This is a genomic window from Bacteroides sp. 224 (assembly GCF_010500995.1).
Lineage (GTDB): Bacteria > Bacteroidota > Bacteroidia > Bacteroidales > Bacteroidaceae > Bacteroides.
This window is the reverse complement of sequence record NZ_QVMK01000009.1, coordinates 35,735-56,931: the sequence shown is the minus strand read 5'-3', so window position 1 is coordinate 56,931 and position 21,197 is coordinate 35,735. Positions and strand designations below refer to the sequence as shown.

The following is a 21,197-nucleotide window of genomic DNA, read 5'->3' as shown; positions in this document are numbered from 1 at the left end:
TAATTAACTTATCCTGTCTTATCCCGATATCCCCACTACTACCTTATCAAATCGGCTATCCATGCAAGTACTAAGGTCGGTAGTGACGAACTTCCCGTTATAATACAAACTGAATATAGTTGCCGGAGTAGGGGAGTCTTTAGCTTCTTCCATGCCGGTAAATTTAATGACTTTCACCGGGAGATTTCTTTTCTGTGCCGTTTCTTGCAATGAATTTTGGATATGGTATTCCGTAAACGGGCAACGGTTGGAATAATAAACCACGATGCCATTTTTATCGGGACATTCTCCGCTTAAGGTGTTCTCATTGAACGATGGAGTATCGGCCTCCGGCTTTAATTTCAGTGCGAGCAAACTGAATCCGTAAGGGAGTGTTTGAACGGTTTCAAATCCTTGTCGGATAAGCCATTTAGGATCGCTCATAAAATGAAACTTCTTTGTCCCGACAATAGTCACTAAGCCCTCTTTTCCTTGTTGCTTTGCATCGTCGATGGCTGTTTGAAGCAGGGCTTTGGCATATCCCTTCCCTTTATATTGTCCCGATACCCAGAAGCAATTTATCATGAGCCAATTAGGAGCCTCGACAGGAACCCATGCTTTCTCCGCAGGAGTGTATTCGATGAACACCTTTGCGCGCTCGTTCAATCGCCTGAAAACATACCCGTTGTCGAACTCCTTTTTCAACCATTCCTTTTTCAACTCGTAGCTGTCTTTACATTTTTTGTCGGAAAAGGCGCAGCAGATATGTTCTTTCCCGATATTCTCTTTGTTGAGTGTAATAAAGGTTGCTTCCATGGTATTTTATTGGTATTTGTTTCTTGTCTACAAAAATATCGATAAAAAAAGACTTGGCAAAATAGCTTGACAGGTGCTCATATCAAATTTCTCCTTCTTCTCTTTCTAAGTAAATTATAAATTAATTCCTGCTTTACGAGCCTGTGAGTGTTGCAAAGAGCTTACTTATCGGAATAAAGACCGACCCTGTTTCCCTCGCTGTCGATGAAGACTGAGAAATAACCTCTGTTCTCTGTTTCAATCTTTGTCTTAGAAATGAGGATTCGTCCACCTCCCTTTTCGACAGACTGAATAGCAGCTTCCATCGACTCAATATTCAAGCTCAACAATACGCCTTGATCAGAAGGTTTGAAATTGAATGCCGACGACCATGAAATAGCTCCGGGACATAGTCCGTTCTCTTCCGGGAAGAAAGCCATCTTCTCGTGACCACAGTCCATCGAAGTCAGTTTAACACTAAATACTGTTTCGTAAAACTTTACTGCCCGCTCGAAGTCTGCGGCAGGAATCTCGAAAAATGCTACTAATGTTTTCATTGTTTTTACTTTTATTGATTTGACAATGCAAAGGTAGATGATGGAAGCATGTCGGAATCGTAAAAAAGGGACATTAACTACCTGTCCGATTCGTCGTCCCTCCAATGTTCCGGTTTGTTTAATTCATCGCAACACCGCATCTTTCCTTTGCCTACTTCAAATCCTTTCGGACCGATTGCCTGAACCATCCAGTAGTCACTGTATTCTTCCGCGATCGGATAAGGAGCCGGATAACCCAACCGGGCGGCATCGGGCAGGAAGCCATACTTCGGATAGTATTCCGCATGGCCTAATACAAACACCAGGTTTGAACCTTTCTCCTGCAATTTCTCGATACCTGCCTTAATCAGCATCCCACCGATACCTTGCCGCTGATATTCCGGTTTGACTGCCAAAGGGGCGAGTATGTGCATCATCGGCTGTGTTTCCTGATTATCAAAGTAAGCTCTGGTAAAAAGGATATGCCCGACAGCTTCACCCTGGTGAAAAGCCAATAACGAAACGATGGGTTCTGCCGTTTTATCTGCCAATAGCTTGGCTACTAATTGGGCTTCTTTGTCGTAGCCAAAGGCTTGTTTTTCGACAGTCATGATGTCATTGAAGTCGTTCGCGTTTGTTTCTCTGATCTGTATGTTTTTTGGATATGTCATTTCTTTGTTTTTTTGAGCACGTATATATATGCAGATATCTGCTATCTATATCATTGGTGTGCGATTTACTTGATTATAAAATATAGAAATAACTCGGGCAAGAATATGCCTGAGTACAAATTGATGGGATAACCTTTGATTTGCATCAAGGGTTATTTACTTCACGGACTCCTTCTTAGCTTTACACATAGACTGCAAAGGTAATTTATGTTTTAAAAATATGGCACAAAGGTAGGTAAGTTAAAGGGGATAAAAAAAGGAATATGCATTTCTACTTGTAAAATACAAAAACGGAGCAATATTATGACTGTTTATTTAGTATAAATACTGATAGCTTTTAACCCTACAGCCATTGTACCCCATTCCCCCATTCCCCCATTCCCCCTTGACTACTCCGACATATTCTTAATATAAGGCAGCTCTATCAACTCACTAAACCGATAAAACCCCTGCGCATTCATCCCCAGAAACTGCGCTTTTTCTTCTTCAGTCAGTAGCTGAGACTTCACAATGAAATCGTAAGACATGCGATAGGTGATGGCTGTTATCGTTCTTGGGTAATCCGATCCCCACATCAGTTTGTCCATACCCACCAGTGACGCCGCTTCTTTGATGGCCCATACGGCTCCCGTGAAAGGATAAAACTCGTCATTAAACAGCCATGTAATACCGCCTGATTCGATCATTACGTTTTTGTTTCGGGCAAGTTTTATCTGCTCCTGCCACTGGGGACGGGTAACCATTCCGAAATGACCAATCGCAATTCTGAGGTTGGGATATTCGGCTATAATTTCTTCCATTTCGCCCACCTGCGTATCTCCGTCGGCTAAGTCGATGGATAGAATGATGTTATTTTCTTCCATCGTCCTGAATATATCCATCATTTCGTCTGAGGTGAGATATACACGTCCTTCGGGTAAGAAAAAGCGTTGTGCGGGAACTTTCAAGGCCTTAAATCCGTTTTCGATCAGTTCTTTGGCATGGTTTGTATAGCCGGCTTGTCTCACGTCGAACATTCCGCAACACAAGAAGCGCTCGGGATATTTCTTTTCGACTTCTGATAGATATGTGTTTTGCACGCCATCGATGTATTCCTGAGTGATGACGGCGGCTGATACTTGCGCATAGTTCATGTTCGAAAGGAATATCTCGGCGGTATTCTTTCCGTCTACAATAAATGGAGGAACCATTTGGCGTATTTCTCCCATGAAGAGGGATTTACCTCCCTCTTCTGTCTTTATCTTCTGTCCATTTACTTCTGTATCCTGAGTAAGCCAAAGGTGTGCATGGGCATCTATGATTTTAAAGTCCATCTCTATTCTGTTATTAAAATTCGATAAGTATTCTGAATACTTTAGCGGGGTCTTTCGCCCAGTCGTTGAGTGCCTGTTGCGCTTGTTCGGGTTGATATATACCACTGATTAGCTCATCGAAAGGGCACGTTCCTCGTTTTATATATTCCATTACTGCGCGGAAGTCTTCGGGCATGGCGTTTCTTGATCCTCTGATGTCCAGTTCTTTTTGTACAAAGTATTTGGTTTCAAAGGCTATTTCTGTTTTGGCGTAACCGATGCAGACTACGCGTCCGGTAAAGGCTACTTCGTTTATGGCTGTCTGATAGGTGATTGGCGCTCCTACGGCTTCGATTACGACATCGGGACCTGCATTGTTGGTTATTTCCTGCAATCGGCTGTGTACATCTTCTGTTTTGGAATTGATGGTGTAATTTGCTCCCAGCCTTTTTGCCAGATTCAACTTATCGTTATCCACGTCCATCGCAATAACTCTTGCGCCTCTTAATGCGGCGCGAACAATGGCTCCGATGCCTATCATTCCGCAGCCGATTACTAACACTACGTCCAGATCTGTTACTTCGGCACGAGAGATAGCGTGGAAACCCACACTCATGGGTTCTACCAATGCAAATTCCCGGGGTGTTATGCTGTTATCTACAATTACTTTTTGCCAAGGTACAGCTATATATTCGCACATGGCACCATCTCGCTGTACGCCGAATGTTTGGTTGAACCGGCAGGCATTGGGGCGTCCGTTACGGCACGAAGGACAGTGTCCGCAATTGGTATATGGATTTATTGTGCACGACATTTGAGGCTTTATGTTCTCGGGAACGCTTTCTGTTACTTCTTCTACTACGGCTCCTATTTCGTGTCCCGGTATCACGGGTAGCTTTACCATCGGGTTTTTTCCTAAGAAGGTATTCAAGTCCGATCCGCAAAATCCTACATGTTTTATTTTAACAAGGACTTCGCCCTGCTTGGGTGTTGGCTTATCCCGTTCAATAACGGCGACTTTACCTTCTTCTACTATTGTGATAGCTCTCATCTTATTTATAATAGTTTAAATATTCGATCCATTAGTTTCCATAAATCAACTGTTTAACCATGTGTCGCGAAGACGAGGTTTCAGTATGGTTTGCACTTCTTTCAATAGCTCTTCGTTTAAGGGTGCTTCTGCCCATTTAATGTTTTGCAATACGGCTTCGGGGCGCGATGTGCTGAATAGCGTGGTTGCAATACGAGGGTTGGAAACGGAGTACTTAACTGCCAATTGTTCTATGGATTCGCCTTTGGCTTTGCAGTGGTTTACTGCTTTTTTGCATAGGTCTTGCAGAGGTTTTGGTGCGGGATGCCAGTCGGGTGCTCCACGTTCGGTAAGCAGTCCCATCGAAAAAGGAGAAGCATTAATGACACCTATTCCTCTTTCTTCAAAATAATCGAGGTAATCGGTCAACGCATCATCGTTGAGGCAATAGTGGCAAAAAGAAAGTACGCTTTCTACCGTTCCTGCGGGAACATGGTCTATTACATATTTAAAATGATGGAGGGTTAGGTTGGTAATACCTACGTGTTTTACGATTCCTTTGTTTCTTAGTTCTACCAAAGCGGGAAGGGTTTCTTTACAAACCTGCTCAAGATCGGCAAACTCAATGTCGTGGATATTAATGAGGTCGATATAGTCGACATTTAACCGTTCCATGCTTTCGTAAACGCTTTCGGTAGCTCTCTGTGCCGAATAGTCCCAATAGTTTACTCCGTCTTTTCCGTAACGTCCTACTTTGGTGGATAGATAGTATTTGCTCCGGTTGATTTCTTTTAATGCTTTACCCAGTACCAACTCGGCTTTGAGATGTCCGTAATAAGGTGATACATCAATGAAATTGATTCCGTTTTCTACTGTTGTAAATACTGCCTTTATGGCTTCGTCTTCTTTGATTGAATGAAAGACTCCTCCTAATGACGAGGCTCCGAAGCTAAGGTTAGAGACTTTCATGCCGGTTTTTCCAATTTCTCTGTATTCCATGATATGTATTATAGTATATATGTTTGCAAAGCTATGAATTATGGTGGTAGTTTTTTTATTCTTTATCGACCAAAATATGTACTTTATCGACTTTTCTGTGGGCTTTCTGAAAATCAGCTGGATAAGGATGGCGCAGGGGAATACGAAGCTAAATAAATCGTAAAAGCTTGCTTAATATACAAATGTATATTATCTTTGTGTTGTGTTCATTGAAGTATGTCGAATCATGAAGAGCTAAAAGCTCATATAGAACATGTGAAGAGGATTCTACGGTTCTATACCCTTTATGGTGGAGAAGTCGTTCGCGATGGTTTCTCCCGAAGGGAATTGGAGAAGCTGATTGATATTCAGTTGGATAAATTGATTGAACTGCTTCGACAATTGAAAGATTGACAAGCTCCCCATTTGGGGAGCGCTTCATGAACCACAAAAACAAAGATTATGGCAGATATTGAAAAAGAAAAAAAACAATTGGAAGATTTGCTGGATGAATTCTGTAAGCTTTCAACACCTGATGAGGAAGCGGCTTTTTCAATGAAGATGAAAAAAGTAGTAGCTTCGAAAAGTGAAGAAGAAAAAGAACTTTTTAGTCAGGCATTTCTCGGAGGTGGAAAGAAAGCCATTGAAGAGTCCGAAAAAACAATTTCAGATGTAAACCTGCGTTTGGTACTGGATAGAATTTACCCAGCCGTTTCGTGGTCATACATTGCATCTCGTTATTTTGGTAAGTCGCGTTCGTGGCTTAATCAGCGAATTAATGGTTATCAGGTTAATGGTGAGCCTGCCACTTTTACCGAAAATGAGAAGAAAAAATTGATAACCGCCCTTACAGATTTGGGGCAAATACTCCAAAAGTCAGCTCGACAGATAGAGCATACTTTATAATGAACACACCCGTAAAAGCCTCATGATTTTCTCATGGGGCTTTTCTTTATCGACCAAAATATGTACTCCATCGACTTTATTGCTTACTTTTACTTTCAAATAGCACTGATAATGAACAAGGAAGAGCTTAAAAGAAATTTCATTTTATTGAATGTGGGCTATGCCTATCATAATGCCGACTGGAACTGGAAGGACATACATAGTCCTTTTGCAAGGATTCATTATGTGAAGCGGGGGAGTGCCAAAATAATCCGCGAAGACGGCGTAGTTGAGTTAAAGGAAAACTGTCTTTACCTTACTCCTTCTTATGTAAAGCATGGATATGAGTGCAACGATATTCTGGAATTGTACTATATCCATATTTACGAGGCACCCGGTAAAGATCTGAGTATTTTTGATTTGGTTGATTTCCCTATGGAAGTGGAGAGTGATTTTCTGGATATTCATCTTATTGAACGGTTGATGAAAATAAATCCCGCAAGCGAACTTCAGTATTATGATCCGGATTGGTATGATAATTCTGCCACAGTTGCTCAAAATATGGCGCTTCAGCAAAGAAGTCCGCTGGCTTTTGAAATGGAGACGCAGAGTATTATTCAGCTACTCATTTCCCGCTTTTTGGCAAAGGCCGGATTTAAAAAGGTGCATTTGGAGGATCGCATTTTAAAAAGCCTTTATTATATCCATAAAAACATTGATAATCCCATCAATATTGATCATCTGGCCGGTCTGTGTTTCCTTACGAAAGATCATTTTATTCGCCTTTTCCATAAGGAGATGAATTGTACTCCGGGTAAGTATATCAACAGGAAAAAGATAGAGACGGCGCAATTGAGAATGCTGATTGATAGTACTAAAAGCATTAAGGATATAGCTTATGGATTGGGCTTCGAGAATATTTCTTATTTCAGCCGGCTTTTTACAAAGATGACGGGAGAAAGACCGGGGGGGTATAGGAAGAGGGTGGGGGGATGACACACGATAATTGTGCCACGCCTGTGGCACAACTGTGCCATGCTTGTGGCACAACTGTGCCATGCCTGTGGCACAAACGTGCCATGCCTGTGGCACAAACATGCCATACCTGTGGCACAATGCTGTGACTACTACCATTCATAATCATACACGTAAGCATCAAATTCTTTAGGTTCAGTAACTCCGCAGTTTTTAAGTATATTCATTACCTTTTGTTGTTCGGTTGGAGAAAGCAAGCGTTCTCCTTTGCGAATCCGGTAATAAGTTCTCCGGCTAAAATGGCCGATGAGGTGAGAGATAGCAATTTGCATCTGTTTATGAGGCAGAGCTTCTAACAGCTTGATGAAGCCTTTAGCATAACGCACTTTTGTAGAAGATCGATAATATGGGCAAGTGCCTTCTAAGGAGGCCAGATATTTGGGACTGATAATTGCCCAACAGTAGATGTCTGCCGGCACACTTTGCTCCATGAGTTGCCTTAAACAAGTGCTTGCCTGAGGGCATTCGCGTTTCAGGCAGATCGTATAATTATGAGGGGCTTGCGAGTAGTTGATTTCTGGGGTCATTTTATAAATTGTTTAGAAAGATTAAACGTGAAAGGCACGATCATAGCAGTTTTATCTACATATAGGTAGTCTCCTGTACGTATTTTCTCAAAAGTTTGTATCCCAATGGGAAGATTGCGGTTGGCTGTAGTCATAATATCTAATTTTTATAATACAAATGTACATAAAATGATGATAAATAAGCGCATCCGATAAAAAACGAAAATAATTATTCTGTGGAAAATTTAAACAGGCTTTTAATAAACTGTTATCTTTGTCCCCTTCAAAACTACAATATGAATATTATACATAGCATGATTCTGCACTTGCCATGCTTTATCTCATTATGCTGGGCAGTGCTTCTACTGTTGAATAAAAGAAACAATAACAGACCTCAAAATATTTGGATGGTATGCATGTTTGTGTTGGGTGCCTGCTCATTTATATGGATTATGCTTTTCGGAGGTATTGAAGATTATAAGCTTTATTATAAATTAGATGTAGTTGATATAACCCTAACCTTGTTTATATTCCCACTTCTCTATCTTTATTTTTGGGCATTGAACACCAAAGAGAAATTAACGTGGAAACAATATATATGGTTTCTGCCCGGGCTTGTTCTCGGAGGTGTTTCCGCTCTTCTTTATTTGTGCATGGGCGAAGAACGGTCTATCGAATACATACAAACAGTAATCGAAAATCAGGATACTTACCAATTTACACCGGGAACACTCCAATGGTTGCTTTACTTAGTGAGTCTGCAAATATTCTATGTCGTTTTTTTCATCCAAACAATAGCTGTATTATTTCTTTCTACATTAAATGTTATCCGTTATAAAAAGGGGATTCAAAACTTCTTTTCCAATTTAGAAGGAAAATCCATAGAGAACAACCAAGCAGTGTTGATTGGGCTTTTTGTTTTTCTGTTCATCGGGCTTGCGGCTGCTTTTTTATGGGGAGCTTCTCCCGAAACCTATTATTTGGCCAAGTACATAATTATGGGTCTGACAGGTATATGTGTTTTCTACATGGGGTATCATGTGTACAACACCAAGTTCATTTCCCAATACATTTCCTATACAGAAAGAGAACTACCCACAGAAGAGAACGAACCTCTTGAAGAAGTAAATGAGGCTCATATAAATAAAATGTTTTTGCTGTTCAATCAGTTGATTGACGAAAAACAAATGTTTCTTCACTCTGCACTTACTTTAGACGATATTGCCCTCGAACTTAATACGAACCGCACCTATGTTTCGCGTATAATCAATGAAGAGTTTCAATGCAATTTCTATGAATTTATCAATCACAAACGCATTGAATACGCTAAAGAGTTGATGATAGAAAACCCACTCTTTACCCAAGAACAAATAGCCGAAATGTCAGGCTTTACTCACGCTTCTACTTTTAGTCGTACTTTTAAAAAACAAACGGGTTTAACGTTTCGCCAGTGGAGAAAACGCTGAACCAATAGGCTAAACCCTCCTTTTTTTACGCATTGCTAAATACTTTTACGCATTGCTAACAAATACATGGCAACTGTTGATGTCATATCTGTTTTGTGTTTTTAATTTTGAAGACATTTTAAAAAGAACATATAGATATGAAGAATTTAACTTGCAAGCAAGTCTACTTGCAACCTCAAATAGAGGTGATTGAAGTACAAAACGAAGCCAGTGTAATGACTGGAAGTAATACACTGCCCGGCGTTGGAGTCGGAGGAGGTATTTTTCAAAGCAGCAGATCCAGAGCTACACACATCGGAACCAAACACCAGCAAACAAACTCATTGCAAGAGCTGGAAGATATGCTGAACGATCTATTAACTTTCTAAACAACCTTACGATGAAAAAGAATAATTTATTTACCCATGCACTGGCCATAATAGCCATAGCAACAACAGTGGCATGTACAAACGATGACGTACTGAACCAACAGCCACAAACCCCCAACACCAAAGCAACCATTACAGCAACCATGTCAGCACCGGCCGATACACGCATGAGCGTTACCGACACCGGAGTATTTGGAGCCGAAAAGCTGGAACTAAGATGGGAGGTAGGAGACGAAATATTTGTGCGCGCAGAATACGGCAACGCCATAAAAGCAACCTACAAAATTGAAGCCGCCACTGATATTACCAACGAGGGCAAAACAGCAAACTTTACAGCGGTAGGCGATGTAAGTGGAGTGAACGTTACGAACGGGAAAATATACTTTGCCGATATAAATCTAGGTAAAGAAGTCGTTGTACCCAGTACCCAATCGGCTAACAGCGCCCAACCCTTTGCAGGGCTAAAGCTACCCATGATAGCCAAAGGCATTACCATCGAAAACGGCGAATGTCCCAGCACCATCGCCTTCGAGCACATGGCGTATGTACTCAAGTTTACATTCAGAGTAAAAGAGCCCTCGTTAGATGTAGCTCCACAGAAAGTTGTGCTGGCAGCAGGAAGCACATGCTTCTCGCAGTCCTCTACTACTCAAAAAACCAGTATCGAATATACATTAACCGACTACAGCTTCCCGGCAGGAAGTACAAACACCTTCGATGTATATATCCCCTTGTTTCCGGTAGCAAATAAACCTTTGGGATCTATACAAGTGGCATTAGAAGAAGAAGGTGGTTTTAGAGGGCAATTCAATGCAGCAACCAATAGCACCACCAACCCATTTCAGGCAGGGCTGATGTACACAGCCAGAATACAATTTGATAACTTGGGCGATGGCTCAATCATACCACACAATGATATTTGAACAATGATGGTTCAGCCAACACATGCTACTGGCAACACAGCAGTTTAACCGAAGGTGTAGGTGCAAATACAAATGCCGCCACCGACTCCACAGCTAAAGAATATTTAGCCGATTGCTACACTACCATGAACACAGCCTTAGTCGGCACCGCCGCCGATGGCATTGTAAGCTGGGGTGCCACCGGTTTGGTTTATCCTTAATCTTTCTTTGCCCGTGGCATAACTGCTCCCGGCAAAATATAATAGCGGCATAAACGACTTCCAGAAAGAGTGGAAGGCGTTTATGCCGCTTGTTTTTGGGGGGCTTATTAGAGAGGATAATCCTCAAAAGCATATAATACAGTCGATAAATACCTTTCTCCTGTATCCGGTAATATAACTACAATATTTTTTCCTCTACTTTCTGTTAGTTTAGCTATTTCCATGGCAGCGAAGGCGGCTGCTCCGGAAGAAATTCCTACCAATAAACCTTCTCTTTTAGCAAGCTCTCTGCTTGTGGCTATGGCATCATCGTTGCTTACGGTTATGATTTGATCTATAATGGAGCGGTCGAAGTTCTTAGGCACAAATCCCGCACCAATACCTTGTATCTTATGAGAACCCGGGGCTCCTCCCGATAATACCGGAGAGTCGGCCGGTTCTACTGCGATAATTTTGATTGCAGGATTAAGCTCTTTCAAACGTTTTCCTACTCCGCTGATGGTGCCGCCTGTTCCTACTCCTGCTACAAAAATATCTACTTTGCCTGCTGTGTCTCTCCAAATTTCCTCGGCTGTGGTCCACGTGTGTATTTGTGGATTGGCCGGGTTGTCGAATTGTTGTAAGATAATGGAACCATCTATTTCTTTGTGTAATGCTTCGGCTTTCTCTATGGCACCTTTCATGCCCGAAGCACCGGGAGTAAGCACTAATTCGGCTCCCAAGGCTTTTAACAGATTTCTTCGTTCAAGACTCATGGTATCGGGCATGGTAAGAATTAACTTATAGCCTTTGGAAGCAGATACGAAAGCAAGCCCAATGCCCGTATTCCCGCTGGTTGGTTCTATAATCGTATCTCCGGGAGAGAGATGCCCTTTCTTTTCTGCATCTTCAACCATGGCAAGGGCAACCCGATCTTTGACGCTTCCTAATGGATTGAAATATTCTAATTTACCGATGATTCTACTATTATTCCCTACCCATTCGCTCAAACTCTCCAGTTCAAGGAGGGGGGTGTTACCTATTAAATCTGTTAACCTTTTAGCAATCCTTTCCATAACGTTAGTTTATTAGTATGATGGCAAAGTAACAAATTTGTAGACTATTTCGTTCTGATTGATGTCGTTTTTTTATGGAACAGGCAAAAAAAAATACCATCCGGTATAAGTTGGATGGTATTTAGATTTCATATTATAAGAATTATATTCTGCCTACAACACTCATTATCTGTTCTCCAAGTCCAATTGTATAACCCTGAGATACAAATACAACTCTTCCGAAGGTATCTGCGATAATAAATATCGGAAGCGTATCTTTGGATGACAGTTTCACGCCGCCGGCAATCATTTTAGTGATAACTTGGTTAGTATCAATACCATAAGTAATGGTAGTAGGCAATGTGCCGAACTCTTTTGTATCAAACTTCTTCCAATCCTGTTCATCCTTAAACAGTAGAATCATGCTGCGTCCCCAATCATTAAACTTGTTAGCAACAGCAGCAATGTCTCTCATAGCGTGGTTGGTTGGTTCCTGACGAGAACCGAGAATACCTATAATGAAGTAACCGCGCCCTGTGGTTGCTAAAATGCTTGTTTCTTTGCCGGTGTCGGCTAAGTTGAATTTGGCTTCCGCATCAATGTTACCAATTACACGAATATCGTCGGTGTTTTCGCGCATAACCAAATCTATCTTAGTAGTTTGCTGCTGATTTACTTGGAAGGATATAACTTTCGTCAATACATTACCTTTGGCCATACGGGTACCGGTTACAAGGATATAATTTCCTTTATCCAACGTGTAGGGCTTTTTAAGTAGTTCGCTCCAACCATTTCCTTTACCGTAACTGGCAAGGTTTTGAGTTTGAAGTTTTCCGTTTGGAAGAATCTTTGCAATGGTAAAATGAGTACCTTCTTTGGGATCTTCCAACACCTTGCTGGCTTTGTAAGAAGCTACAACATCGCCTTGAAAGTTTATGCTAAGAGTACCTTCTTCAAAATCTACATTTATCCAGCTATCTGTTTTCATGTATTGCACCTTACCGGTTACCGGTTCGAGCCGTGCAGGGATATCCAGACTGCGTGCCATTGAAACAAAGAGAATATTGCGCGAGTGTCTGTCTGCCACACGAGTTTTCCATACCCCAATAGGTGTAATAGGTATTCTTTGAGGGTTGAGAGTGTCGTCTATTTTTATAGAATCGTTTACCCACATAATTAATTTGTATGATGCATCACCGAGAGTAGCAGTCTGTATTTTTCTGTCAATAACTTCTTTAAAGAAAGAGCGGTAGGCAGTAAGCATTTCATTGCTCACACGTGGATTAGAAGTATGAAGGTGATCTAATAGAATATCAGTTGGGATATCTCTTAAATCTTTATCCGAAATAACACTTAACAGATGCATCGCTTTGGAGCGGTCTTCTTCGGATACAGTACGAAGGAAAGTTTCTATAGACGACCAGTTGCCACGGCTTCCTATCATAAAGCGAATGGTTTGATCGGTATCTATATTTAATTCTTTAGCCAGTTCTTTGGCTTTTTCTTCTGTATAGAAAGTAGATACATAAATGTTACGAATGGAGTCTTCCTCGTTTAAACGATAGCTGTTATACTTTTTTTGTTTATCTGTAACTTCTACCTTGATTGCTCCTTCTACGGGTGGGATAATTTCCATTTCAAGGTTGATAGGAGTAAAGTCTGAAGCATTTTCGCTTAATGTAATTACTACGCTATCGTTTTTTCCGAAGGATACTTGTTGATAACCAAACTTATTGTCTTTAGTTACCCATACCAAGGCATCGCCTTTTCCGGCAGACAAGAAGGCTTTACCTTCCTCATTACTTGTTTTTTGGGCAACGGTATAGAACTCTGCATGATTATATAGCTTGAATTCAACGGAAGCGTTGGGTACGGGATTGCCTTCTTTATCCTGTACATTTACTGATAACATAGAAACCGGTGCATAATTCTCTGTTACGTTGATTTCTGTGAAACAGTTAGTTACCTCCATAATATCCTCGGGGCCATTGTATTTACCAAATACTTTGGTGTGCATAAGCATACCACGAGCTACGGGTTCGTTGAACCAAGCCATGTTTAAAACGGGCTCGGGTTCGCAAGCACCCAGGAAGTACCATTTGCCATCTACCCACGCTTCTACCCATGCGTGGTTATTGTCTGTATGCGCCCAACGAGGAGTATATACCTGGCGAGCAGGAATACCTACAGCACGAAGAGCAGCTACTGTAAATACCGATTCCTCTCCGCAACGGCCGTAAGCTGTACGAACCGAAGCCAATGGAGAACTGGTGCGGGAATCCGAAGGAGTATATATAACTTTTTCATGACACCAATGGTTTACTTCCAGAACTGCATCATATAAAGAAAGATTCTTTACCCGATCTTTGAGTTCTTTATAGAATACCATACGGCTTTCGTCCATATTTTCATTATTCACACGTACGGGAAGTACAAAATGACGGAAGAGTACTTCGGGTATGGAGCGCCCCCAAGGCATTTCGCGTTGAGCTTGGAAAGAAGCTTGTATGTTTTGCCGATAGAAATCGCCGCTGTAATCGGCAATATCTCCTATAGGCATATAGGCATAAAGGAACTGAAGGGCTTCCTTTTCCTTTGTTGTCATTTCTTGGTTAAGAACATTGAATAGGTCGCCGTGTGGTAAAGCTTGTTGCTTGGCGAGAAGATCATTTTCTATCTGCTGACGAGTCGCTTCGTCAGTAATAAAATGAGGATCATTGTTACATGCTATACAAATCACGCATGCACATAAGGTAAGAAGTAAATTTCTGAGATTCATAGAGTGTTATTATTAATAATATACAAAACTACTAATAATCCACAGTAAAATCAAAAAGAGTTCATTTAAAATAGTTGTCTGTATGGTGTCTTTATTCCATGAGTTCCAATTTTCGCATGTTTACTAACTTATTTTTTCTCTTAAACCTCCTTTTACTATATAGCAAACTCATTAAATGAAGTAATCATTTGAATGAAATGCTTATTGCATTTGATCCAAGTACTATATAGCATTTCACTGAAATGATTGTTTTTGGGGAATAAAAAGATGATTTTGTATACTTAGTAGGTATTCAAAATTAATTCATCTATTAATTAAACTGCAAGCATTTACCCCGACAGGGGTAATATGTGCATAACCCCTATCGGGGTGACTGCTCAGATATGAATTAATTCTGAACACTTAATAAATATTCTGCCGGAATTCTGGAATGCTGTGAGAAATGAGGTGAATTATTTTGTTAATATGGTTGCTGTTTTTAGTGAAATATGGATATTTGGTTCTATATTTGCTTTAATATCTTTCTTCTGATCGTGTTTTCTTTTGAAATAAAAGAAAAGTGATAACTTTAAATCGCTCTATTTTGCGTTGAAAGTTATCACCTCCTCTTTAGGTACGGAATAATGAAATCTACACCCTGTTTTTGATAACTAAAATCTTCTTGGCAGAGTCGATTTACAATATGCAAGTTGCTATGTCTTATTTTTCAATTATAGTAATTCCATCTATACAGAAATAAGCAGGAGTTTTCATTCCATACTCATTATTGTCTGTTGAGGTAAGCTCAAATTCTAAATAATTAGTATTTGCAAGGTCGGATAGATCAAGCCTTACCCAATCATTAACAATTGCTGATTTGCCATTTCGAAAATCAGCTAAATAGAATTCTTTATGGCCAATGCTACTATCGGCATCGCTATAAGCCTTTATAGTGAGTAGAAATGTATCTTCTTTTCCGTCTACTCCAAACTTGGTATTATTCAGATAACCATCGTTTCCATCTTTCATAGCTAAATAGGCATAAGTGGAGTTTGTAATCCACATTTCTTTTAGGGCATACTTTGCAGGATTAAGAATCGTAAGGCGGGCTTTTGTGAAATTATCCGTTTTAATAGTCAAATAAGTATCTTCGTATTTACCGGTTCCGGTTATTGCACTGAGGTTTAGATATCCGGGAGTGGTTTTATTGGTAGTATTGGTATAGGTAAATCCACCTCCAAATCCGTATTCGCTGTAATAGTGGTTGAAGCGAATGTAGCTTTGGGTATCTTGAAAATCTTCTTTTAGATACATGCCTTCTTCAACTCCGTTTTTGCCAAGAAAGGATGTTTCCTTTTCGCTTAATAGGTTATTAAAGGAAATAATGTATTCTTCTTTGTCTTTGTTGTTTCCATTATTTCCATTGTTTTCGTTGTTTCCATTGTCATCATCGCTACTACATCCTGTGAATACGAGTGCTGCAATCAGCATCATCCATAAAGGTAACTTTTTCATAAAACTCATTTTAATGTATTGATTATTATTCGAAATGTAAATCTTCTATGGTAGATATTTCGGTAGAGATCTCTCCCGTCCATCCGCACACCTGATTAATGGCGCTGTAGATGCGCACAAAGTCTATGCCATCCAAATGTACCGATTGGCCATTTTGATCTACAGCCCAATCAATTTTGAATTGACTAAACTCCGAGTTATTAGGCATATTATCGGCATATCCCCAGGGGAATGGGTATTGCACCCAGTTTTCGGCTGAGCCGGTTCCTTCGTTAATACCGTTATCGGGGAGGCGTGTGCCTTTGTATGTTATTTCGTCGGCTTCTATCCATGCAGGATAATAAGAGTTACTTGAGTGGAAGCCATTTCGAGGTATTACACCTTCCGAATTTTGATTATCTTTCCATTGTATTTCGGAAAGCAGCGTTTTAGGTCGATAATAAGTAATTTCGTAATTCCGGATTACCTTATCAGAATAATATTCGCTTCCTGCCAGTTCATACCATTCATCATCGGGGAGACCATTCTCATTACTATCTTTAGAAACCAATACAATGCCAGGCTCCGAACTACCTCCTTTACCCAACGAATTGTAATAGGAATTACCATAAATCTTGAAATCATACGCACCAGTTACATTGGGGATGGTATGATCGAATCCGATTGTTATGTATCCTCCGAATCCTCCTAATGATAGAATGGATTTTTTCTTTATAAGTTCGTCGGCATAAGTCAATACATCTTTGGTGGTGAAGCCATCTTTATATGCCGTGGCAGAAGTGTTCATAAACTGTCCGGGGGCCGGATAATATTCTAAAACTTTGGTTGCATAAGCCGATGCTTTTCCCGGTTCTTCCGGTTCATCAATGTTGCTTTGCGAGCTTTCGTTGCTAAAAACAACGGTATTGGGGTTAATACCTACATCATTTAAACGAAACAAAAGCTGACCATGCGGACTGAAACACAAAACATCTCCGGTAACCTGATAATTATAAGCCTCTGTGATATACACATTACCGCTGTATGGGTTTACATGGATGCCGAAGGGAGTTTCTAATATTGTGCCGTCTGTGATGAATTGATCGCGGATGGTTGTTTGAGTATTTAAATCGTAGACTTTTATCCGGGATTCGTTCGTACTATAATTATAGTTATATAAGTAAGCGATATGATCGTCAATATCGAAGTTCAAAACTTGCTCATTCATTGTTTCTATTACTTCATCGGTCTGACTATCAATACGCTTAAACGCATAATTACCGTCTGTAATGTTGCCCCGTACTACGACATAAACATTTCCGTATTTGTCTGCTTTAATTCTGCCCGGATTACTTCCCACAGAGATCTTTTTAGTTTCGGAGAAAGAAGATAAGTCTATAACAGAAACTGTATTGTCATAGTTTGGATTATCTAATCCGCCGGAGTTTGATACATAAAGTTTGTTGTTTTGTACACAAATACCGTCAGGGTTTCGTCCAACTTTCACTATTCCGTCAATGTCAAGAGAGGTGGTGTCAATGCGGGCTACTGTGCCATCAAAGGAGCATACATAAGCTTTATTCTTGTGGAACGCAATATTGCGTGGCTGCCTTGCACTGCCGTTTTCCTTCAACATGGGTATACGTTTTATCGACTGTCCGGTTTGAAGGTCAATGACTTCTATTTGACTGGATACATTGACTACGATGTATAATTTGGAACCATAAATAGCCATGTCATTCGCTGTGTCGCCTAATCCGCGGCGGTTAATGGTTCTGAAATATTCTTGTATGCGTTTGTTGTCTTTAAATGTATAGCGCATCAGGGTGCTATTATTCAGGTTGAATAATCCTTCCGAGAGTATGTATAATTCTTCGGTGCCCGTTTCTTGTACTGTTCCGTTTTCTTGTTGATTGGTGTCTATGTCTTCCATATCATCACAGGAGGAGAAACAGGCGAGGAATAGTAAGATTAATGGCAGATAACAAATCTTCTTCATACTTCCATATCTATATATTAGTATACAACTTTGAGAGTAGCGCGCACCGAACGCCCCGGCATGGGGTAGTAGCGGACAATATTATAAGTTTCGTCCAGAAAGTTAAGCACTTCTACCTGGAGCGAGGTTTTTACTTTCTTAATCATCCAGTCTTTACTTAATGACAGGCTATGCTCGCTATAACTGGCTATTCGGTTGGCTGGTTTGTTTTCACCCATTACATATCGTTTCCCCGAGTGAAGCAAGGAGTAGGAGAGTGTAGCCCAAGGCGTTGCCAGACTTGCATGTCCCGAACCAAAAACGCGGGGAGTATAGGCAAGCTGATGCTTATAGGTTTTGCTATCAGAAGCAGTTACGTCCAAAACCCGTTGGTAGGTATAATTTCCGGAGAGATTTAGTTGGATATCTTTATAAAGTTCCAGAGAAACAGAGGCCGTGGCATCTATCCCTTTGATATCTACTTCGCCGACATTTACAATGGTCCAGATGGCAGTACTCTTATTGGGGATAGCTACAATTTTGTCTGTTACCTTATTATAATAGGCATCTATGGTTGCACTTATAAAAGGAATAAAATCATTGATTTCCTTAGAGTAAGTCACTCCCAGATTAAACTGCGAAGTGTTCTCGGGATTGAGCTTTTTATTTCCTACCTGGAGATAATAAAGATCATTAAAGCTCGGTAAACGGAAAATGTGTTTATAGAAAAAGCGAACCCGGAGCTCTTCTTCTTCAAAAGGCTTAATGGAGATGCCTGTGTACGGAGACAGTTTCCGGCGATTCCGGGCAGCTTCCCCTGTCTTAACTTCCTCGTTAACTACGGTAGCCAACAAAGAAGCGGAAGCAGTTATTTGTTCGTTTACATATTTCCCGGCTATCGCCGTAAGCCATGAATATCGTTTGGGATAGGCAAAACCTTCCTGGCTGGCATTCAACGTATTTATGCTGCCATCGGTTGATAAGGAGAAAGACAGATTGTTAAAAGCACGGTACAGAAGAGAGCCGGAAAGGTAGTATTCTTGCTGATAATACTTATTCTCTTGTGTTCCGGATTCATTATTATAATCAGGATTCGAATATCTCTGATAGCTCCAATTCCATTTAGCAGCCGTTTGGAATACCCATTTAGGACTGAATTCTTTCTTGTAAAAGCTTTGTATAAAAGTCTCCTTATCCCATAAATGTTCTGTACTAAAATTATAATACATAATGGTAGCGCCAGGTATTCCTCTGGATGCCTGATAGTAGTATGCCTTTACTCGCCATTGTTCTGTATCGGATAGATTACCAAACAGTCCAACTTCCGTTCGGAGCTTTTTAACAGACGAGTTGATTCGCTTTTCGCCGGAGGTACTGTCATTCTTATCTGCATAATACATAGTATAGGGATATCGACCGTTTGAAGACATCCATTCCCCATTAAGTGATAAAGCCCACTTGTTATTAACCTTTTGCTCTACCAATAAAGATGGGTTGATTAACTCCCAGGAGCCTGCTTTAAGAGAGGTACTTATATTAGTATTCTTTCCTTCCGAAAAAGAGGGAGTTAATGTTTGAATATTCAGAACTCCGGCCGAAGCAAAAGAACGGGCAGGCTGAAATATATTATCGCTTTGTCCGTTATTAAGTACTAAACGGTCTACATTATCCAAAGAAAAGCGGCCGATATCTGTTTGGCCTGATTGCATATTGCCTACACTAATTCCGTCGTATGTAATACCGGTATGGGCTGATCCTAAACTTCGCAAAGAAACCGTTTTTAGTCCGCCAATGCCTCCGTAATCTTTTACGGTTACGCCGGCAAAATGCTTCACCGCATCAGATAACTGTAAAGCATTCAGGCTTTTAAGCTGTTCTTTGTTTAATGTTTGGGTAGGAGAGGCAGCTCTTACTTCTTGTGTACGATATCTTTCAGAAACCACCACTTCGGGGATCTTATAAGCTTGCAATGTATCCTCGCTTTGTTGCGCACACAGTTCGCTTGTAGCCATGAGACTACAAAATGCTCCCCATACTAAAAATACTTTGATTGAATGATTTCTTCCCATACCTTTCTTGCTCTTTCCTCGAAAGCAGTAATTAATGTATGCATGGCAGGTCTTCTGACTCGTTTCTGTTTATGAACGCCTTCCCGGATTCTTCATCCAGTGGCCTTAGTTCTGTTCATAACATTTTCCGAAACTTACAGCAGCGGGACTGTTCAGGACTTTCACCTGATTCCCTTTTAATCAGTACTCTGTAAATGAGAGTATTTGAACCAATGCGGAGCAAAGGTAGAAAGAATATTTATATCTACAATAAAAGAGGTCTTTGATTTATTTATTCTTTAAATATGCTTCAATAGCCGATACTGTTGTATCTTTTAATAATACTTTCTTTTCTTTATCTAAGAGGTATAAACTGGGCATAGCTCTCAGATTATAAAGTCTCTTACTTTCAATGATGAATGATTTATCGTATCCGTTAATCCATTCTTTAGGAATGTCTTTTTTATGTTTACTCCATTCTTCCTTGTCTTCGTCTGCATACATAGCAAGAATGGTTATTTTTTTGTCCATTACTCCTTGTAGAATAGGAAGAGAGAATTTCATTTGATCAATAGCTTCTAAACAAGCACTGCAACCGGGATTATTAAAGAATACGAGTGTATACTCTGTTTTAATGCTGTATAGCGTACCTTGTTTACCCGATTCCAAAGTATAGGTAAAATTAGTAGCTTTTGTTCCAAGCCTGTTTTTAAAAGCCATATTCAAACGATCTTTGGGACGAATTTTTTCAATATCTTCCAATACATCGCCATTGATCATACTTTCCAGCACCGATATATAATATTCTTCGTTACGGAAGGGAGAGTTAGGATCATATAGATATTTATCGGCTAAGTCGATGAAATGGCGATACATTTTTTTGTCAACAGCTGCTTTCTTAAATACTGTTTCGATAGCTTCTCCGGCAGTATCGGGCGAAGTAATAGGAAGAATATTCAAGAAGTCAGCCCATGCTTGTTCTGTAACCTCCGGTAGATTGATATAGTTGGTATCTGCAAAATTGAAGTTCTCCCAATAGTGCTTCGCCAGAAAGTTTGCTCGTTGTTCTGGCTCTGTATACATCGTAGGAATCTCAGTATATACAAATTTGCGTATGGAGTCTTTTACTTCTGCCTTTTCTTGTCCGGATGCATTTCCGCTTTTACATGAGCATAGAATAATAAGAGTAATTAATACAAAATAGTTAATAGTTTTCATTGT

General features: G+C 40.3%; 21 protein-coding genes, 1 pseudogene and 1 riboswitch. Of the genes and pseudogenes, 8 read left to right on the top strand and 14 right to left on the bottom strand.

Translation table 11 applies throughout. From position 1 onward, the window contains the following. Window positions 1-18 precede the first annotated feature (18 nt). The 6 genes from D0T60_RS06375 to D0T60_RS06350 form a co-directional block, all read right to left on the bottom strand. The gene (locus D0T60_RS06375; RefSeq protein WP_163217323.1) at window positions 19-795 is read right to left on the bottom strand and encodes an N-acetyltransferase; all 777 of its coding nucleotides are present in this window, start codon (window positions 793-795) and stop codon (window positions 19-21) included. Window positions 796-956: 161 nt separating this feature from the next. Beyond that, window positions 957-1,331, bottom strand: coding sequence for a VOC family protein (locus D0T60_RS06370; RefSeq protein ID WP_163217322.1), 375 nt, complete (start codon window positions 1,329-1,331; stop codon window positions 957-959). Between the two features lie 77 nt (window positions 1,332-1,408). Then, window positions 1,409-1,981, bottom strand: coding sequence for a GNAT family N-acetyltransferase (locus D0T60_RS06365; protein ID WP_163217321.1), 573 nt, complete (start codon window positions 1,979-1,981; stop codon window positions 1,409-1,411). 389 nt (window positions 1,982-2,370) lie between these two features. Continuing rightward, window positions 2,371-3,294, bottom strand: coding sequence for an amidohydrolase (locus D0T60_RS06360; RefSeq protein ID WP_163217320.1), 924 nt, complete (start codon window positions 3,292-3,294; stop codon window positions 2,371-2,373). 13 nt (window positions 3,295-3,307) lie between these two features. Further along, window positions 3,308-4,324, bottom strand: a complete 1,017-nt coding sequence (locus D0T60_RS06355; RefSeq protein WP_163217319.1) for a zinc-binding alcohol dehydrogenase family protein — start codon at window positions 4,322-4,324, stop codon at window positions 3,308-3,310. Window positions 4,325-4,369: 45 nt separating this feature from the next. Further along, a complete protein-coding gene (locus tag D0T60_RS06350) occupies window positions 4,370-5,302 on the bottom strand; it encodes an aldo/keto reductase (RefSeq protein WP_163217318.1) in 933 nt (310 codons plus the stop codon). A 216-nt stretch (window positions 5,303-5,518) separates the two neighbouring features. On the opposite strand from D0T60_RS06350, the gene D0T60_RS06345 reads away from it, so the two are divergent. From D0T60_RS06345 to D0T60_RS18930, 4 genes are all read left to right on the top strand, one after another. After that, complete coding sequence (locus tag D0T60_RS06345) at window positions 5,519-5,695, top strand: hypothetical protein (RefSeq protein WP_239059506.1); 177 nt, start codon at window positions 5,519-5,521, stop codon at window positions 5,693-5,695. A 48-nt stretch (window positions 5,696-5,743) separates the two neighbouring features. Continuing rightward, on the top strand, window positions 5,744-6,187 hold the full coding sequence (locus D0T60_RS06340) for a DUF5053 domain-containing protein (protein WP_163217317.1): 444 nt from the start codon (window positions 5,744-5,746) through the stop codon (window positions 6,185-6,187). A gap of 111 nt (window positions 6,188-6,298) precedes the next feature. Further along, window positions 6,299-7,162 (top strand): AraC family transcriptional regulator, encoded by an 864-nt coding sequence (locus D0T60_RS06335; protein ID WP_163217316.1) that lies wholly within the window; start codon window positions 6,299-6,301, stop codon window positions 7,160-7,162. Further along, a complete protein-coding gene (locus D0T60_RS18930) occupies window positions 7,159-7,290 on the top strand; it encodes a hypothetical protein (protein ID WP_255491613.1) in 132 nt (43 codons plus the stop codon). The genes D0T60_RS06335 and D0T60_RS18930 overlap by 4 nt, the downstream gene beginning before the upstream one ends. A 3-nt stretch (window positions 7,291-7,293) precedes the next feature. Here D0T60_RS18930 and D0T60_RS06330 read toward each other — a convergent pair whose 3' ends face one another. Continuing rightward, entirely contained in the window at window positions 7,294-7,728 is a 435-nt protein-coding gene (locus tag D0T60_RS06330) for a DUF6078 family protein (RefSeq protein WP_163217315.1), read from the bottom strand. 43 nt (window positions 7,729-7,771) lie between these two features. Continuing rightward, window positions 7,772-7,862 (bottom strand): annotated as a pseudogene (locus tag D0T60_RS06325) (AAA family ATPase); the annotation flags it as partial. A gap of 141 nt (window positions 7,863-8,003) precedes the next feature. Here D0T60_RS06325 and D0T60_RS06320 point away from each other — a divergent pair. The 4 genes from D0T60_RS06320 (at window position 8,004) to D0T60_RS06305 (ending at window position 10,664) form a co-directional block, all read left to right on the top strand. Then, window positions 8,004-9,173, top strand: coding sequence for an AraC family transcriptional regulator (locus D0T60_RS06320; protein ID WP_163217314.1), 1,170 nt, complete (start codon window positions 8,004-8,006; stop codon window positions 9,171-9,173). 137 nt (window positions 9,174-9,310) lie between these two features. Next, window positions 9,311-9,541 carry a hypothetical protein gene (locus D0T60_RS06315; protein WP_163217313.1) on the top strand — a complete coding sequence of 77 codons (231 nt, stop codon included), beginning with the start codon at window positions 9,311-9,313 and terminating at the stop codon, window positions 9,539-9,541. A gap of 11 nt (window positions 9,542-9,552) precedes the next feature. Then, window positions 9,553-10,464, top strand: a complete 912-nt coding sequence (locus D0T60_RS06310; protein ID WP_163217312.1) for a hypothetical protein — start codon at window positions 9,553-9,555, stop codon at window positions 10,462-10,464. Then, complete coding sequence (locus D0T60_RS06305; RefSeq protein WP_163217311.1) at window positions 10,461-10,664, top strand: hypothetical protein; 204 nt, start codon at window positions 10,461-10,463, stop codon at window positions 10,662-10,664. Before D0T60_RS06310 ends, D0T60_RS06305 begins: the two co-directional genes overlap by 4 nt. Before the next feature lie 107 nt (window positions 10,665-10,771). On the opposite strand, the gene cysK is transcribed toward D0T60_RS06305, so the two are convergent. From cysK to D0T60_RS06275, 6 genes are all read right to left on the bottom strand, one after another. Continuing rightward, window positions 10,772-11,719 carry a cysteine synthase A gene (gene cysK / locus D0T60_RS06300; protein ID WP_163217310.1) on the bottom strand — a complete coding sequence of 316 codons (948 nt, stop codon included), beginning with the start codon at window positions 11,717-11,719 and terminating at the stop codon, window positions 10,772-10,774. A 142-nt stretch (window positions 11,720-11,861) separates the two neighbouring features. Then, entirely contained in the window at window positions 11,862-14,477 is a 2,616-nt protein-coding gene (locus D0T60_RS06295) for a transglutaminase domain-containing protein (protein WP_163217309.1), read from the bottom strand. A gap of 699 nt (window positions 14,478-15,176) precedes the next feature. Further along, window positions 15,177-15,971 (bottom strand): DUF4465 domain-containing protein, encoded by a 795-nt coding sequence (locus tag D0T60_RS06290; RefSeq protein WP_239059505.1) that lies wholly within the window; start codon window positions 15,969-15,971, stop codon window positions 15,177-15,179. A gap of 25 nt (window positions 15,972-15,996) precedes the next feature. Then, window positions 15,997-17,949 carry a YncE family protein gene (locus D0T60_RS06285; protein WP_163217307.1) on the bottom strand — a complete coding sequence of 651 codons (1,953 nt, stop codon included), beginning with the start codon at window positions 17,947-17,949 and terminating at the stop codon, window positions 15,997-15,999. Between the two features lie 17 nt (window positions 17,950-17,966). Then, the gene (locus tag D0T60_RS06280; RefSeq protein ID WP_163217306.1) at window positions 17,967-19,997 is read right to left on the bottom strand and encodes a TonB-dependent receptor plug domain-containing protein; all 2,031 of its coding nucleotides are present in this window, start codon (window positions 19,995-19,997) and stop codon (window positions 17,967-17,969) included. Window positions 19,998-20,023: 26 nt separating this feature from the next. After that, window positions 20,024-20,226: riboswitch (cobalamin riboswitch) on the bottom strand. A gap of 38 nt (window positions 20,227-20,264) precedes the next feature. Continuing rightward, a complete protein-coding gene (locus D0T60_RS06275) occupies window positions 20,265-21,194 on the bottom strand; it encodes a DUF5106 domain-containing protein (RefSeq protein WP_163217305.1) in 930 nt (309 codons plus the stop codon). Between the last annotated feature and the right edge of the window lie 3 nt (window positions 21,195-21,197).

Bases quoted from the DNA above. Each gene is read 5' to 3' on its own strand.
- D0T60_RS06375 (WP_163217323.1), bottom strand. From the start codon at position 795: ATGGAAGCAACCTTTATTACACTCAACAAAGAGAATATCGGGAAAGAA.
- D0T60_RS06315 (WP_163217313.1), top strand. From the start codon at position 9,311: ATGAAGAATTTAACTTGCAAGCAAGTCTACTTGCAACCTCAAATAGAG.
- D0T60_RS06310 (WP_163217312.1), top strand. From the start codon at position 9,553: ATGAAAAAGAATAATTTATTTACCCATGCACTGGCCATAATAGCCATA.
- D0T60_RS18930 (WP_255491613.1), top strand. From the start codon at position 7,159: ATGACACACGATAATTGTGCCACGCCTGTGGCACAACTGTGCCATGCT.
- D0T60_RS06355 (WP_163217319.1), bottom strand. From the start codon at position 4,324: ATGAGAGCTATCACAATAGTAGAAGAAGGTAAAGTCGCCGTTATTGAA.
- D0T60_RS06370 (WP_163217322.1), bottom strand. From the start codon at position 1,331: ATGAAAACATTAGTAGCATTTTTCGAGATTCCTGCCGCAGACTTCGAG.
- D0T60_RS06280 (WP_163217306.1), bottom strand. From the start codon at position 19,997: ATGGGAAGAAATCATTCAATCAAAGTATTTTTAGTATGGGGAGCATTT.
- D0T60_RS06295 (WP_163217309.1), bottom strand. From the start codon at position 14,477: ATGAATCTCAGAAATTTACTTCTTACCTTATGTGCATGCGTGATTTGT.
- D0T60_RS06345 (WP_239059506.1), top strand. From the start codon at position 5,519: ATGTCGAATCATGAAGAGCTAAAAGCTCATATAGAACATGTGAAGAGG.
- D0T60_RS06340 (WP_163217317.1), top strand. From the start codon at position 5,744: ATGGCAGATATTGAAAAAGAAAAAAAACAATTGGAAGATTTGCTGGAT.
- D0T60_RS06285 (WP_163217307.1), bottom strand. From the start codon at position 17,949: ATGAAGAAGATTTGTTATCTGCCATTAATCTTACTATTCCTCGCCTGT.
- D0T60_RS06365 (WP_163217321.1), bottom strand. From the start codon at position 1,981: ATGACATATCCAAAAAACATACAGATCAGAGAAACAAACGCGAACGAC.
- cysK (WP_163217310.1), bottom strand. From the start codon at position 11,719: ATGGAAAGGATTGCTAAAAGGTTAACAGATTTAATAGGTAACACCCCC.
- D0T60_RS06330 (WP_163217315.1), bottom strand. From the start codon at position 7,728: ATGACCCCAGAAATCAACTACTCGCAAGCCCCTCATAATTATACGATC.
- D0T60_RS06320 (WP_163217314.1), top strand. From the start codon at position 8,004: ATGAATATTATACATAGCATGATTCTGCACTTGCCATGCTTTATCTCA.
- D0T60_RS06290 (WP_239059505.1), bottom strand. From the start codon at position 15,971: ATGAAAAAGTTACCTTTATGGATGATGCTGATTGCAGCACTCGTATTC.
- D0T60_RS06335 (WP_163217316.1), top strand. From the start codon at position 6,299: ATGAACAAGGAAGAGCTTAAAAGAAATTTCATTTTATTGAATGTGGGC.
- D0T60_RS06350 (WP_163217318.1), bottom strand. From the start codon at position 5,302: ATGGAATACAGAGAAATTGGAAAAACCGGCATGAAAGTCTCTAACCTT.
- D0T60_RS06275 (WP_163217305.1), bottom strand. From the start codon at position 21,194: ATGAAAACTATTAACTATTTTGTATTAATTACTCTTATTATTCTATGC.
- D0T60_RS06360 (WP_163217320.1), bottom strand. From the start codon at position 3,294: ATGGACTTTAAAATCATAGATGCCCATGCACACCTTTGGCTTACTCAG.